Origin of the sequence: Limisphaera ngatamarikiensis (assembly GCF_011044775.1) — a bacterium.
Classification (GTDB): domain Bacteria; phylum Verrucomicrobiota; class Verrucomicrobiia; order Limisphaerales; family Limisphaeraceae; genus Limisphaera; species Limisphaera ngatamarikiensis.
On the sequence record NZ_JAAKYA010000029.1, the window covers coordinates 117,149 to 131,705 of the forward strand.

Consider the following 14,557-nt stretch of genomic DNA (forward strand, 5'->3'; position numbering starts at 1 on the left):
GGCCGGCGGGCGGCCATCGGGCGGTGTATGCGGGAAGGGTGGTAGGAGCTCCCTGTCCTCGAAGCCGACTTGTCGGGAGCGACCGCCAGTGAAGCGCTCAGGCCGACCTGGACGCTCAGGCAATGGCCGCAATTGATGCGGTCGAAGGTTCCACGTGCCACCTGGTTTACCGCCCCAGGGCGGCCTGGGGATCGCGGTATTTGTAAAAAGTGGCGACGACACTGAAGGCAATGGCCACGACGAAGGTCAGGCCGGCGTAAAAGAGGAACATTTGGGGGGTGACCGCCACCTCATGATTGGAGCCGCCGTGGCCGAGGACCGCGCCCGCGAGGGCCGTCACCACCATGACGAACAGGTTTCCCACGGCCACCGTCAGGGTCCAGAAACCCATGATGATGCTCTTCATCGATGGGGCCGCCTCACGAAACGCGAATTCCAGCCCCGTGGTGGAGAACAAGACCTCGCCGATGGTCAGTACCGTGTACGGCAGCAGTTGCCACCATATGCTGAGCACCTGGCCGTCGTCGATTCGTTGCTGGATCCAGGCGACAATGAGGAAGGACACGGCTGCCAGAAACATCCCGCACGACATGCGGCGCAGTGGTGTGGCCAGGCGACCGAGCAACGGGTAGATCCCCAGGCTCATGACCGGTACCAGGATCATGACCAGAATCGGGTTGGCCGAGAGCATTTCCTCCGGGCCGATGCGATACGCCTTGGCAATGGCATCCGGGAAGCTTTCTTCGAGCAGGAGCCGGTTCAATCGCGGGACGCGTTGAGGATCGTCCGCGTAACGCAGTGCCAGGAGGACTTCGGCGCTGAGCCGGTTGGTGTCGAAGATGTCGGGGTTGTACAAAGACCCGCCCAGTATCAAAGGGTTCAATGCGTCAGCGAGTTGGTCCCTGACGTCCCGGGTGGAGCGGGCGTCCGTCTGCTCCAGGGATTCGCGCTCTTCTTGCGGAAGCCTCTGCCAGATCCATTGCCCGACCTGGTTGGTGGGGTTCCGGAGGTGATCCAGCAGCCGTTGGGGATCGGTGATGCTGGCGGGCGTGAGTTCTGCGCTGCCGATGTAGGCCGGGCGCATCTGTTCACCCTGCAGGACCCAGGTGGAGAAGGTTTGATCGAACAGCGCCCAGAACACGGGCGCCAGCGCAAAGACCTTCAGAATGGGGCCCACCGAGGCGGCGGCGTCCACCTCCTCGGGTTTGAAGCGGTTCAGCGCCGGAGCCCAGAAACTCTCGCCCGGGCGACGCTCGTGACGATGGCGCCACGCATGGAAGAAGACCCGGAAAAAGCCGGCGGCCTTCGTCTCGCGTGCCGGCGGGACCATGACGTAATACCTGGTGCCCAGCCAGAACACGAAGGTGGCAACGGCCATGGCAATGCCCGGGATCCCGAAGGCCCAGCTGTAGCTCCATTCCTTGCGGACATAGGGAATTGTGAGGAAGGCGGCGGTGGAACCGAGGTTGATGGACCAGTAAAACGCGGCGTAGGCACGCGGGAGCAGGTGCCGTTGTTCCGGCTTGAACTGGTCGCCCATGAACGCCGAAACACAGGGTTTGATCCCGCCGGACCCGAAGGCGATCAATGCCAACCCGGCGTACAGGCAGAGGGTTTTGGCGTCGATGCTGTCGAAGGCGTCGCTCAACGCCAGCGTGGCGTGACCGAGACAATAAAACAGGGAGATCCAGAGGATGGTCTTGTACCGGCCCCACCACCGGTCCGAGACGTAGGCTCCCAGGACCGGCATGAAGTAGTTGACGAAGCTGAAGATGTGGATGATCTGGGTGGCCTTGTCCTTGGACATCAACAGCACGTTGGTGATGTAGAGGGCGAGGATGCCCTTCATGCCATAGTAGCTGTACCGTTCGGCGGCTTCGTTGCCCAGGATGAACAGGGCCTGCCGCGGGAAACGGTTGGCTTCCGGGTTGAGGTTCTTTTCCTGTTCCACCACGGCCCCACGGTTTAATCGAATCATCCACGCGAGGCCAGCGGATTTGTCCGCTGCACGGGGACCGCGCTTCTGGGACGCCGTTTGCGCGTGGGGTGTTTCTCCGTTTACCCGGAATGGTTGATGCGACGAGATGACCATGTGCGGTTCCATCGGTCCGATCGGGGAGGGTGGGAACGATGAATCCGGCGCCGGTGCCGGGCCCTTGGGCATTTGGGTGGTGGCTGCTCATGGCATGGACTCCGCCGCCTTGAACGCAGGGCGGCTGCGGTGGTCCAACAGGGTGTGAAGAGGGCAAGGTTGAAACTGACTCTTCCCGAGGGCTTGCACGCCCGGCCGGCGGCGCAGTTGGTGGCTGCCGCTCTTCGTTTTAGGTCGCGAATCCGCCTGTGCCTTGGTGATCGCGTGGCCGACCTGAGGAGCATTTTGGCCGTACTGATGCTCGGTGCCTCCGTGGGTGCCCTGCTGGACCTCGAGGTTTCGGGCGACGACGAGGACACGGCCCTGGCGGCCATCACGCAGACCTTCGTGGACGATCAACTGGGCGAGGTTTTGGACGAGAGTTCGGACCTGATGGGTGATCGGCTGCGTACCTGACCTGCTGCGACTCGTGCATTGGCGCATGCTGGCAGGCGTCGGCGGGGAACGGCGTCGGGTTCGGTCGGGCCGCTTTGGTTCGGGACCCGGGAAGTTTCGATGGATGAATGGTTTTCAGGTCCGCGCCGGGGGCGGTCGGATGCATTAGGGCCACGGTGCCGGACAGGCCGGACGACGTTGGCGGGCAGGGTTGAAGCGCGGTCCCAATGTCCGGCTCGCGGTGTCGTTCGCAAGGGGTCACGGATGAGTTTCCTGTTGGAGGGGCGGTCACCGACCCTTGTTGCGAGACCGGAACGGTGGGCATGGGTTGGATCCGGAGTTCGCAAGGCGGGATTCCAAGAACGTCCCGCCAATGTGGCGTTCGCGTTTGGGTCCGCCAACCTGCTGTGCGGTTGCTCAGACGTGTTTGTGGGGGAGCTCGGGGCTGTCGTCCAGGTAAGCCGCCATGGTTATGGTGGAGGCCGACCCTTGGGCGAGGGGTTGCGGCCCTGGCCTGATCCCAAACGTCGGTCGGGAGCGGATGGGTCTGCTTGCACTCCGGACGTGGACGAAGGAAGTGAAAGCAGGTGGTCCGAGTGAGGGGCGAAGCGGCCGTGCGCTGTCGAACGTACGGTCGGCTGAGCTCGAGCCCGACTGCGAGACCATGGCGCGCAGCAGGCCGTCCGGCGGGGTACCGGGTGTCCAGCCCTGGTGGGGTCGGGGGCAAAATTATTCAGACGGGTGCCCTGGACATGCTCGTTTTTGGCCCGGCCGGTGACGCTTGACCTCGGGACTCAGGACGGGAACATGGGATCCCGGCATGAGACACATGGCACGCAAAAGGGCTGGTGGATGGATCGGGTGGCTGGGGTTGTTTTTATGGGGCGCGGGTTGTGGAGGGATGGCGCTTCGGGCCGGTGAGGCCTTTCTATTCACCTCGTTTCGGGGCAATGGCGAAAGCGGGCTGCATTTGCTGTGGAGCACCAATGGTTATCACTGGACGGCCTTGAGGAACGATCGGCCCTTTCTGCGTCCGGAGGTGGGCGGGTACCGGTTGATGCGGGATCCGTGCATTGCGCAGGGGCCGGACGGGACCTTCCACATGGTGTGGACCACGGCCTGGACGACCGACCGCGGTGCGGAGATCGGGTACGCATCGTCTCGTGATTTGATCCAGTGGACGCCCCAACGGGCGCTGCGGCTGATGCAGCATGAGCCGAAAACACGGAATTTGTGGGCGCCCGAACTTTTTTACGACCGGCGGAAAGGCCGTTGGCTGGTGTTTTGGTCCAGCACCATCCCCGGGCGCTTCCCCGAGACGGACGACACCGGCGACGACGGGTACAACCATCGCATTTACATGACCACCACCCGCGATTTTGTACATTTCACGCCCACACGGTTGTTTTTCGATCCGGGGTTCAATGTCATTGATGCGACGTTGCTGGAGGTGCCGGGCGGGTATCTGCTGGTGTTCAAGGATGAACGGCTTCGTCCGCTGCAAAAGCGGTTGCGGATTGCGTTTGCTACGGATCCAGAAGGCCCGTTCGGACCGGTTTCGGACCCAATCTCGATTGACTGGGCCGAGGGCCCGTCGGCCCTGCGGATCGGGTCGGAGTACCTGATCTATTACGACCGTTACTCCCGCAAGAGGTACTACGGAGCGTTGCGCTCGCATGACCTGCGGCATTGGGAGGATGTCTCGCAGGAAATGCGTTTCCCGCCCGGCCACCAGCATGGGACGGTCTTCCGCGTTTCCCGGGCCATCCTGGAGAGGCTCCTGGCTCTGGAATGACCAAGGCCTTGCCCCGCTTTTGCGACCTGCAATGGTTTGACGCCGACGGAGCGGCATGCGAACGGGGGACACCGGTGTGGAGGCCGTAAGGCCCATTGCAGCCGGCGACGGAGGAGATGGGCCCGCTTCCAGTGTCCACCCCGGGGCTTGCCAGGCATCCGGGTCGGATTAGGGTGGTTTCATGAGCTTTCTCCGGAGTGTGCGGGGTTGGAAAGTCGGGGTGGTTGCAGGGAGTCTGGCCTTGGGGGCATCGATATCGGGCGTGGTGTTGGGCGAGGTTCGTCCCTGGCGTGAGAATCCCTGGTATTGGGAGTACCGTGGGCGGCCTGTGTTCCTGGCGGGGGCGTCGGACGACGACAACCTGTTCCAGTGGACGGGTTCGGAGCTGATGGAGCAGTTGGACACCCTGGTGGCCTGCGGGGGCAATTATTTGCGCAACACCATGAGCGACCGGCCGGACCGGGGGTTCGAGGTTTACCCTTTCGACCGCCGACCGGATGGTCGCTACGATTTGGAGCGGTGGAACCCTGAGTACTGGCGGCGGTTCGAGACCTTTCTCGAGGAAACGGGGCGACGCGGTGTCGTTGTACAAATCGAGGTGTGGGACCGGTTTGATTACTCGCGGGATCCGTGGCGTTCGCATCCCTACAACCCGAAGAACAACGTGAATTATTCTGCGGAGGAATCCGGCCTGGCAACCGAGTATCCGGACCATCCGGGTGCCAATCGGCAGCCGTTTTTCTTCACGGTGCCTCCGCTACAGAACAACCGGGTTGTCCTGCGGTACCAGCAACGGTTTGTGGATCGCCTTTTGGAGGCGACGCTGCGGCACGATCATGTTTTGTACTGCATCGACAACGAGACCAGCGGGGCGGAGGAATGGAGCGCCTGGTGGGCGCGCTACATCAAGGAGAAAGCCCGTGCCGTCGGACGGCACGTCCACGTAACGGAAATGTGGGACGACTGGGACGTCCGGGCGCCGGCGCATCGGCGGACGTTCGATCATCCGGAGCTGTACGATTTTGCGGACGTGTCGCAGAACAATCACCAGAAGGGGCAGGTTCATTGGGACCGGTTTCAGTGGGTTCGACAATACCTGCAGGGTCGCCCGCGACCGATCAACACGGTCAAGACGTATGGGGCTGACACGGGCCGGTATGGAACGACGCAGGACGGACTCGAACGGGTGTGGCGCCATGCCCTGGGCGGTGCGGCCGCGGTTCGGTTTCATCGGCCCGACTCGGGCCTGGGACTTTCCGGGCCGGCTCGTGCCACGCTGCGTGCGTTGCGGCTTCTGGAGAGGGAGGTGCCCTTGTGGGAGCTGGTTCCGGACAATGAACGGCTGGAGGAACGTGAGCCGAATGAGGCCAATCTGGTGGTCTCGCGCCGTGGTGATCATGTGGTGTTCTTCCCGCAGGACGGACATGTACGACTCCGGCTGCCGGACCGGCCGGAGGCGTGGACGTTGCGCTGGCTGGAGATTTTGAAGGCCGCATGGGGCGAGCCGGGGCGGGTCAACAGCGGTTTGGTGGATTTGAAGCCGCCGGGAGCGGGGCTGTGGCTGGCTTTGATACAGCCGGGCACAGCCATTGGGCAACGCCTGCGTTGACGGTTGTAACGCTCGGAGTCGGGGTGGCGGGTTTTGAAGGTGCATGGGAAGGCCCACTCGGTCCTGGTGACGCGGTATCCAGCAGGTCGTCTGCGTGGGGCCCGGAGCCCGGATCGGATGGTGGGACACGAGCCTGTTCGGAATCGCGTATTTCGAGTTGTCCTGACCCGGGCGAATCCACGAGGCGGGAGCATGCGCTGAGGTGACCTTGCCCGACCCGTGCACGCGGCGTTAGGCTGGCTCCGGTTGATGTCGTGATACCCATGACCCCCATTGTTGAAGGGCCGGAGCCCGGGTCGCTTGCCGTGAGGGCGATCCGATGCGGGTGGATGCCGCCGGGGCGCGGGCAGGCCCGACTGCGGTCGCTCTCGGGTTTGGTTTGTGTGCTGGCAGGTGCGGTTTTGTTTGCGGTTGGGGTGCCGACGGTGGCCGGGGAGGGGCAATTGCCGAAGGTCCGGGTCCGTTCGGATGGGCGCGGGTTCGTTACGTCGGACGGACGTCCTTTCGTTCCCGTGGGGGTGAACTATTTCCGGCCCGGCACGGGTTGGGCGCCGCAGGTTTGGAAACAGTTTGATGAGGAGGCAACCCGTCGGGATTTTGCGCGGTTGCGTGCGCTTGGCGCCAACTGTGTGCGGGTGTTTCTGACGTACGGTTCGTTCCATGTCGAACCGGGGCGGCTGTCGGAGGAAGGGCTGGCCAGGTTCGACCGGTTCCTGGCCCTGGCGGAGGAGGCGGGGTTGTACGTGCATCCCACCGGTCCCGATCATTGGGAGGGTTTGCCGCCGTGGGCCCGTGTGGATCGGATCGCGGACGAGCAGGTGTTGACGGCGCTGGAGCGGTGGTGGCGGCAATGGGCGGCGCGGTATCGGGGTCGGTCGGTCATTTTCGCCTATGATTTGCTGAACGAGCCGGAGGTGGGCTGGGACACCCGGGCGATGCACGTCCGGTGGAATGCGTGGTTGAAAGCCAAGTACGGCGGGGCAGGTGGCGCGCGCGGCTCGGGGGTTACAACCGAACCTCTGTTGGGTTCGGGCGATTTGCCCGTACCGGCACGGGATGCCGCGCCGGGGCGGGAACTGCTGGATTTCCAACATTGCCGCGAGCAGGTGGCGGTGGAATGGACCCGCCGGCAGGTGGAGGCCATCCGGTCGGCCGACCCGGAGGCCTTGGTGACGGTGGGGCTGATCCAGTGGTCGGTCCCGGTCTGCATTGCCGGCGCGTGGCATTACTCGGGGTTCCGGCCCGAGCTCATTGCGCCCTGGGTGGACTTCATGGAGGTGCACTTTTATCCCTTGGCCCGGGGCTTTTACCAGTATCGCAGTGTGGAGGAAGAGGCGCAGAACCTGGCGTACCTCGATCTTGTGGTGGGCGAGGTGTCGCGACCGGGTAAACCGGTGGTGTTGGCCGAATTTGGCTGGTACGGCGGGGGCCAACCTTCATTGGATGGAGGTCCTTACGCCTTTGCCAGTGAGGAACAGCAGGCGCGGTGGTGTCGGCAGGTGATGGAACGGACGGCCGGTCCGGTGTGTGGGTGGTTGAACTGGGGCTTGTACGATCATCCGGAAGCACGCGATGTGACGCAACTGACGGGTTTACTGACGGCGGAGGGGCGGGAAAAGGCGTGGGCTCGTGAGTTTCGGATTCTGGCCGAACGCTGGCGGGTGGGGTTGCCTGCGGTGAAGCCGGCGAGGCGGAGCGGTCCGCCCCTGGACTGGGACCGGCTGATCACGGATCCGGCGGCGCGCGAGGCCGTTTACAGGGAGCGGATCGTCGATCGGGCCTCCGTTTCTGCAGGTGCCGGGCCGGATCGTTGAATCGGCGGTGCCGGAGGTGGGCAAGAGGTTTTGCAGTCGTGCGGGAATGGCGCCAGACGCGGTGGAATCCACCGGAGGCCCGGTCAGGGCGGTCCATCCCGTGCTGGTCTGAAGCGCAGGGAGACCGGCGTCCGCGGCTTGTCCGGGACCGGTAAAGCGAAGCAAGAGCAGGGATGACCGGCTGTGGGTGGGGACCATGGTTGCCCGGGAATCGTCGGCGCAAGGCTTGCCGGTTTGTGGATGTCCGGGGGCCGGGCCGGTTGGGAACCCTTGGGGCTGACCGTGAATCCGACCGGTGCCCGGCAGTTGACGGCAGGCGCGGGTTGTTCCGGGTGTGCGTTGAGGTCCGATGAAGGGAATGCCGGAGAGGGCGGCCGGCGGTTCAGTCTTCGGGTCGTTCGCCGTGGGGCGCCATTTTGACCAGGCGCGGATCGAATTGGGCAACGATTTCGACCAGATCGGCCTGGGCGGCCATGACCTCGTGGATGTCCTTGTAGACCATGGGGACCTCGTCCAGACCAGCCGAGATGAGGGTGATGCCGCGTTCCTTGAGGTAGCGCTGAACCTCTTTCCAACTGAACCTTTTCATGGCGGCGGTGCGGCTCATGACGCGGCCGGCGCCATGGGCGGCCGAGTGGAGCGAAGCCGGGTTGCCCTTGCCGCGAACAATGAAGGCCGGCGAAGCCATGGACCCCGGGATGATGCCCAGCACGCCGGGTCCGGCAGGTGTGGCACCTTTGCGATGGACGATCACCTCGCGTTCCCTGCCGCCGATGCGGTGGCGTTCTTTCCAGGCGAAGTTGTGATGGTTTTCCAGCTCCAGGAGCACGGGTACACCGAGGTTTTGGGCGATGTGCTTGTGGATGCAGGCGTGGTTGGCGGCGGCGTATTTGCCCATGAGCTCCATGGCGGCCCAGTATTCCTGGCCTTCGGCAGTGTCGAGGTCCAGCCAGGCCAGGTGTTTGAGTTCCCTGGGCAGTTTGGGGTGTCTGCTCTGGGCGAGGCGACTGTAGTAATCGCAAACGGCGGCGCCGGTGCCGCGACTGCCGCTGTGGCTGAGGAGGGCGACGTACTGGCCGGGCGGCAGGCCGCGCAAAGGTTCGTGCAGGGTGAGGATGCCGAACTCGACGAAGTGATTGCCGCTGCCGCTGGTGCCGAGCTGGGCCCAGGCACGGTCTTTGTACTGACGGGTGACGGGGCTGACGGACCAGTCCTCGTCCATGACCGGGTGGTCGCGACGGTGTTGGAAGGTGGCGCCGACGCCGAACCGGGTTTCGGCTTCGATGGCGCGAATGAGACGGTCCTTGCGCCGTTCGAGGTCGTGGACCGGTATGTCCAGGACACTGAGTTTCATCCGACAGGCGATGTCCACGCCGACGCCGAAGGGGATGACGGCGTTGTCAGTGGCCAGTACACCGCCGATGGGCAGGCCGTACCCGACGTGGGCGTCGGGCATGAGGGCACCGGCGAGGGCGATGGGCAGGCGGCAGGCCCGTTCCATTTGTTGGACGGCCTCGGCGTCAAGTTTCTGGCCCCATTGGCGCCAGGGCGCGCCAGCGGAGTTGGGCAGGGGGATGGTGGGAGTGGCGGAAAGGGCGCGGGCAAGGCGCCCGAGCTCCGGATCGCCCCGGAACGGTTCGGGGTCGGCCAGTACGGCCTTGATGTCGGACCGCATCTGTTCCGGGTCTTTGCCCGCGGCCTCCCATGCCCGGACCAGTGCAACGGCCTGTTGCAGGGGTTCACCTTCGGGCACCCCCAGGGACCGGAGTTCTTGTTCCGTGATCGACATGGTCGTTCGTTGGGTCATGGTCAACGTTCGCCTGCCCGAGCTCGGTCGGTTGGTTAAAACTAACCGCTGTGGCGCGGGTTGGGAAGCGGCGGCTTGCGCGGTTGGTGTGGGTGGGGTGCGTCCGTCGGTTGCCGGGGCTTGGGCGATTCGCGCCGGTGCCGTTCCCGGCGCAGCGCGGGTGGGGTTGCGGTGCGTCGGGTTGGAGGGCCGGCTCTGGTTGCCCGGGGTTTTGGCGCGGAACCCGCATCAAGGGTTGGCCCGGGTGGAGGTGTGGGCACGGGGTCAGAAGGCCGGCATTGGTCCGCGGCTGCAGGGACCGTGCTGCGCCCGGGTTTGGTGGCAGGCCGGCGGTGGGGCGGGTTGGGATGGCTGGGGCGGGTCGCGCCCATGTTTTCGCTGCTTGCCGTCGGGGCGGTGTCCGGCGTAGCGTTGGACTCATGAACCGGTGGATGGTCCTCGGCGGGTTGTGCGGTTGGATTGCGTGGGCGGGCGCTTTGGCGGGGGCGGAAGTGACAACCCTGCCCCTGGGTGCTCAGGCGCCGGATTTTGATTTACCCGGGGTGGATGGGCGGCGCTGGGCGCTGAAGGATTTCGCCGGGGCGCGGATTCTGGTGGTGGTGTTCACCTGCAATCATTGTCCCACGGCGCAGTATTACGAACCCCGGTTGAAACAGATTGTAGAGGACTACCGGCCCAAGGGGGTGGCCCTGGTGGCGATCAGTCCGAACGTGCCGGAGGCGGTGCGACTGGACGAGCTGGGGTGGAGCGACATGGGCGACTCGTTTGAGGAGATGAAACTGCGGGCGAGGGAGCGGCAGTTCAATTTCCCGTACCTGTATGCCGGGGACGCGGAGGAGGTGTCGCGTGCGTATGGTCCGGTGGCCACGCCGCATGTGTTTGTGTTCGATCAACAGCGGCGGCTGCGCTACGTGGGGGGCGTGGATGATTCGGAGCGGGTGGAGCGGGTTCAGCGCCATTGGTTGCGGGAGGCGCTGGATGCGCTGTTGGAGGGGCGGGATCCGGAGGTGAAACAGACCAAGGTGGTGGGATGCTCGATCAAGTGGTCGGACAAGATCCCACAGAACCGGGCTTTTTTGGCGAAGTTGGCGCAGGAACCGGTGGGTTTGGAGTTGGTGGACGAAGCCGGGATGCGCGCCCTGCGGCGGAACGAGGGAAGCGGCAAGTTCCGGCTGGTGGCGTTTTGGGCGACCTGGTGTGCGCCGTGTGTGGCCGAGTTTGGCGAGTTTGTGACCACGTGGCGGATGTACCGGCATCGCGACTTCGAGCTGGTGACGGTGTCGTTGAACCGGCCGGACGAACGGGATCGGGTGCTGGAGTTTCTGAAACGGCAGCAGGCGTCGTGTCGGAATCTGCTGTTTGGTAGTGCGCAGAGGGAGGCGTTGATCGACGCGTTTGATCCCACCTGGCAGGGTGTGGTTCCGTACACGGTTTTGATCGATCCGGAGGGGCGTGTGATCTGGCGCGAGACGGGCAGTGTGGATTTCCTGGCGTTGCGGCGCGTCATTGTGCGCGCCATGAACGAACGGAAACCCTGGTAAGGGCGGGCCGGGTTTGGGGCTTTGAGGGCGGGATCGTCCGGAGGTGGGCCTCAGTGCGGCCAGGCGGCACCGGGCCGGCTGTGGCGCAGCATCCACTCGTACAGTTCGGGTTTCTGGTAGGTCACGGTCCACGAATCGTGTTCGGCGTCCGCATAGACGGTGAAGAGCACCTCGCGGGCGCCGAGTTCCTTGAGTGCATTGACCATGCGTTCGGATTCGCTCAGGGGCACGACGTTGTCCCTGGCACCGTGGAAGGCCCACACGGCCAGGGTGCGCAACGCGTCGGCCCGGGTCCGACCGGCCAGGCGCACGTCAATCCATTCGCCTCCGCCGCAGATGGGCACGATGGCGGCGAACCGTTCCGGGTACGTCAGACCGAGCTTCCAAGTTCCGTAGCCGCCCATGCTGAGGCCGGTGACATAGACCCGGGTGGGGTCCACGGGGAGTTTCCGAACGAGGTGTTCCAACAGGGCCATCAGGGTGGTGGGGTCCCAACGCTGATCTTCCGGGCACTGGGGCGCCACGAGGATGAAGGGGAAGTTGGTGCCGCGCTGGACCAGGGCGGGCGGGCCGTGGATGGTGACGCGGGCGAGGTCGTTGCCGCGCTCGCCGGCGCCATGGAGGAACAGGACGAGCGGCCAACGCGCGGGGGTGGTCCGGGCGCCGCCGGTTCCGCCCGGCAGCCAGAGCAGGTAGCGGATTTGGACGTTTTGGACGATGCGGGTTTCGAACCGGTGTTGTTCGAACCGTTGCAGGGGTTCGGCGGCGGGACTGGATGGGTTCATGGTGAAAACGGGTAGGATCAGGGTCAGGGCCATGCCCAGTGGGGTCCTGGCGGGCCGGTGTGGATGGAGGAGGTTCATGGCGAACTGATGCGTGAGTGTGCGGGTTACATGAGCTTGAGTTTGGGAAGGTCCTGCGAATCCACCAGGCCGACCGGTTCACCCTTGTGATTGACGACGATGAGGTCGTCGATGTTGCGTTGGTCGAAGATTTTGAGGGCTTCGGCGGCGAGGGCGTCCTGGCGGATGCAGACGGGGTTGCGCGTCATGACGTCGCGGAGGGGCCGGGTCAGGAGGTGATCATCCTCGGGGATGCGCCGGCGGAAATCTCCGTCGGTGAAGACGCCGACGAGTTTGCCGCGTGCGTTGACGATGCTGAGGCAGCCGGATTTGGCGCGGGTCATGAGAAGGAGCCCGTCGCGGACGGAGAGGTGTTCGGGGGCGACGGCGTGGCGTTCGCCGGTGCGCATGATGTCGGCGACGCGGAGGAGCATGGCGCGGCCGATGGCTCCGGCGGGGTGCAGTCGAGCATAATCGCTGCGTTTGAAGCCGCGGGCATGGAGCACGGCCATGGCGAGGGCGTCGCCCAGGACGAGCATGGCGGTGGTGCTGGCTGTGGGGGCGAGGTTGAAGGGGCAGGCCTCGCGGGGTATGCGGACGTTCAGGACGAGGTCGCTGTGCCGGGCCAGGGTGGATCGGGGGTTGCCGGTGATGCTGATGAGGCTGATGGCGAAGCGGCGCAGGGCGGGCAGGAGGTTGACCAGTTCATCGGATTCGCCCGAATAGCTGAGGGCGATGACCACGTCGCCGTCGGCGATGATGCCGAGGTCGCCGTGGAGGGCGTCGACGCTGTTGAGGACCACGGCGGGTGCACCGGTGCTGGTGAAGGTGGCGGCGATTTTGTGGCCGATGTTGCCGGATTTGCCGATGCCGGTGACGACGAGCTTGCCGCGTTTGCGGAGGGCGGCCACGATGGTTTCGACGGCGCGGTCGAAGGTTTCGTCGAGCTGGCGGCGGACGGCCCGGAGGCCGGCCAGTTCGACGTCGAACACCTTGCGGGCGAGGGTCACGTGACTCACGGTGGGGTAGATTGCCAGAGGGACCGGCGGGCTGGCAATGGTGGTACTCGCGGGTTGGGGCCGTGCCCCGCCGGGGAGAGTTGTGGAGGCAGGAAAGGCGGGATGAGCGGATTCCGACAGTTGATGCGGGAATTTGCGGTGGTGACGCGCGGGCGCGGTTTTTACGAGATCACGCGCGAGGTGGCGGCGTGGTTGCGGGAGGCCGGCGCCGGGGACGGACTGGTGACGTTGCACATTCAGCATACGTCGGCCTCGCTGCTGATTCAGGAGAATGCCGATCCGGAGGTGCGCCGGGATTTGGAGCGGTTTTTTGCCCGGCTGGTGCCGGATGGGGACGCGCTGTTTCGGCACACATTGGAGGGGCCGGACGACATGCCGGCGCATGTGCGGACGGCGCTGACGGCGGTGAACCTGAGCATTCCGGTGCGGGCGGGTCGGATGGCGCTGGGCACCTGGCAGGGGATTTACGTGTGGGAACATCGTCAGAAACCGCACCGGCGCGTGGTGGTGGGGCATTTCGTGGGTGAGTGAGGCCGCTGGGGGGCCCGGCGGCGGTGCCGGCAAGAGGTGCACACCGGCGCGGCTGCGGGCGGGTTGGTACGCGGCCGGCGTGGCACTCCGGGCGCCGGTACGGCTGCTGGAGGTGGGGGCGGAGGTTCCCGGGGGCGGTTGTCAGCCCCGGAGGACTTCCAGTGCGGCGCGGGTGTGTTCGGCCTTGTCGCGCCATTCTGCCAGGCGCCGCTGATGTTCTTGGAGCACGTGGGGAGGTGCCTTGGCTTGGAACTGGGGATCGTTGAGGCGTTGTTCGAGCCGGCTGATTTCGCCCTGGATTTTTTCGAGTTCGCGGGTGAGTCGGGCGGTTTCGGCTGCGACATCCACGACGCCTTCCAGTGGGAGGTAAAGGTCTCCGAGGGCGGTTCGCGAGGTGGGAGTGCCGCGGCGGGGTTGGGCCTGCGGGTCGATCTCGATGGTTTCGGCCTGCAAGAGGAGCTCGAGCACGCGTTGGTCGTGGGGGTCGAGGGGCCGGGTGGGTTTGAGGATGAACCGGACCTTGCGATTGGCGGGGACCCCGGCGAGGCGACGGAGGTTGCGGCCGTCGGTGACGAGGGCGTAGCGGGCGTTGACGAAGTCGAGCACGTCGTTGTCGAGCCGGTACAGTTGCCGGAGTTGGGTGTCGAGTGGCCGGGGCCATGGGGCGAACATGAGGGTGCGGCCGCCCCGGTCGGGTGGGTATCGCCGGGCGAAGCCCATGCCGTGCCAGAGTTCCTCGGTGATGTGGGGGAGGAAGGGGTGGAAGAGGCGGAGGGTGTGTTCGAGGACGAAATCGATGAGGGCGAGGGTATGTTGTTTTTGGTCGGGGTCATTGCCGTGGAGGACGGCTTTGGCGGCCTCGACGTACCAGTCGCAGTATTCGCTCCAGAAGAAGCGGTAGAGGGTTTGGGTGACTTCGCTGAAACGGTATTGGGCGAAGGCGTCGTGGATTTCGCGGATGGCGGTGTCGAGTTTGAGGAGGATCCAGCGATCGTCGACGGTGAGGCGGTTCGGGTTGGGGGGCGTTTGGGTGGGTGGGCCCTGAAGCTGGCGGAAGCGGCAGGCGTTCCAG

11 protein-coding genes are annotated in these 14,557 nt (G+C 65.1%); 6 read left to right on the plus strand and 5 right to left on the minus strand.

Annotation, left to right across the window (positions count from 1 at the left end; genetic code table 11):
• Positions 1–166 precede the first annotated feature (166 nt).
• Entirely contained in the window at positions 167–1,978 is a 1,812-nt protein-coding gene (locus G4L39_RS05150) for a POT-type proton-dependent oligopeptide transporter (protein WP_165106433.1), read from the minus strand.
• A 258-nt stretch (positions 1,979–2,236) separates the two neighbouring features.
• Between G4L39_RS05150 and G4L39_RS05155 the strand changes: the two genes are divergently transcribed.
• From G4L39_RS05155 to G4L39_RS05170, 4 genes are all read left to right on the plus strand, one after another.
• Positions 2,237–2,548 carry an HPr family phosphocarrier protein gene (locus G4L39_RS05155; protein ID WP_343203303.1) on the plus strand — a complete coding sequence of 104 codons (312 nt, stop codon included), beginning with the start codon at positions 2,237–2,239 and terminating at the stop codon, positions 2,546–2,548.
• Positions 2,549–3,347: 799 nt separating this feature from the next.
• Positions 3,348–4,322, plus strand: coding sequence for a glycoside hydrolase family 43 protein (locus G4L39_RS05160; protein ID WP_205880796.1), 975 nt, complete (start codon positions 3,348–3,350; stop codon positions 4,320–4,322).
• 181 nt (positions 4,323–4,503) lie between these two features.
• A complete protein-coding gene (locus tag G4L39_RS05165) occupies positions 4,504–5,931 on the plus strand; it encodes a hypothetical protein (protein WP_165106436.1) in 1,428 nt (475 codons plus the stop codon).
• Positions 5,932–6,194: 263 nt separating this feature from the next.
• Positions 6,195–7,745, plus strand: coding sequence for a cellulase family glycosylhydrolase (locus tag G4L39_RS05170; protein ID WP_165106438.1), 1,551 nt, complete (start codon positions 6,195–6,197; stop codon positions 7,743–7,745).
• 382 nt (positions 7,746–8,127) lie between these two features.
• Here the strand turns inward: G4L39_RS05170 and G4L39_RS05175 are convergent, their stop codons facing one another.
• Positions 8,128–9,528 (minus strand): RtcB family protein, encoded by a 1,401-nt coding sequence (locus tag G4L39_RS05175; protein ID WP_343203304.1) that lies wholly within the window; start codon positions 9,526–9,528, stop codon positions 8,128–8,130.
• Positions 9,529–9,971: 443 nt separating this feature from the next.
• Between G4L39_RS05175 and G4L39_RS05180 the strand changes: the two genes are divergently transcribed.
• The gene (locus G4L39_RS05180) at positions 9,972–11,093 is read left to right on the plus strand and encodes a redoxin domain-containing protein (protein WP_205880797.1); all 1,122 of its coding nucleotides are present in this window, start codon (positions 9,972–9,974) and stop codon (positions 11,091–11,093) included.
• A 50-nt stretch (positions 11,094–11,143) separates the two neighbouring features.
• Here the strand turns inward: G4L39_RS05180 and G4L39_RS05185 are convergent, their stop codons facing one another.
• Together G4L39_RS05185 and G4L39_RS05190 are read right to left on the minus strand one after the other, a co-directional pair.
• Positions 11,144–11,878, minus strand: coding sequence for a carboxylesterase family protein (locus tag G4L39_RS05185; protein WP_165106441.1), 735 nt, complete (start codon positions 11,876–11,878; stop codon positions 11,144–11,146).
• A 104-nt stretch (positions 11,879–11,982) separates the two neighbouring features.
• The gene (locus tag G4L39_RS05190) at positions 11,983–12,954 is read right to left on the minus strand and encodes a KpsF/GutQ family sugar-phosphate isomerase (RefSeq protein ID WP_165106443.1); all 972 of its coding nucleotides are present in this window, start codon (positions 12,952–12,954) and stop codon (positions 11,983–11,985) included.
• Between the two features lie 102 nt (positions 12,955–13,056).
• Between G4L39_RS05190 and G4L39_RS05195 the strand changes: the two genes are divergently transcribed.
• Positions 13,057–13,485: a secondary thiamine-phosphate synthase enzyme YjbQ gene (locus tag G4L39_RS05195; protein ID WP_240893811.1), complete on the plus strand. Its 429-nt coding sequence runs from the start codon at positions 13,057–13,059 to the stop codon at positions 13,483–13,485.
• Between the two features lie 141 nt (positions 13,486–13,626).
• Here G4L39_RS05195 and G4L39_RS14965 read toward each other — a convergent pair.
• On the minus strand, positions 13,627–14,557 hold a 931-nt coding region (locus G4L39_RS14965; protein WP_240893812.1), incomplete at its 5' end, for a class I tRNA ligase family protein.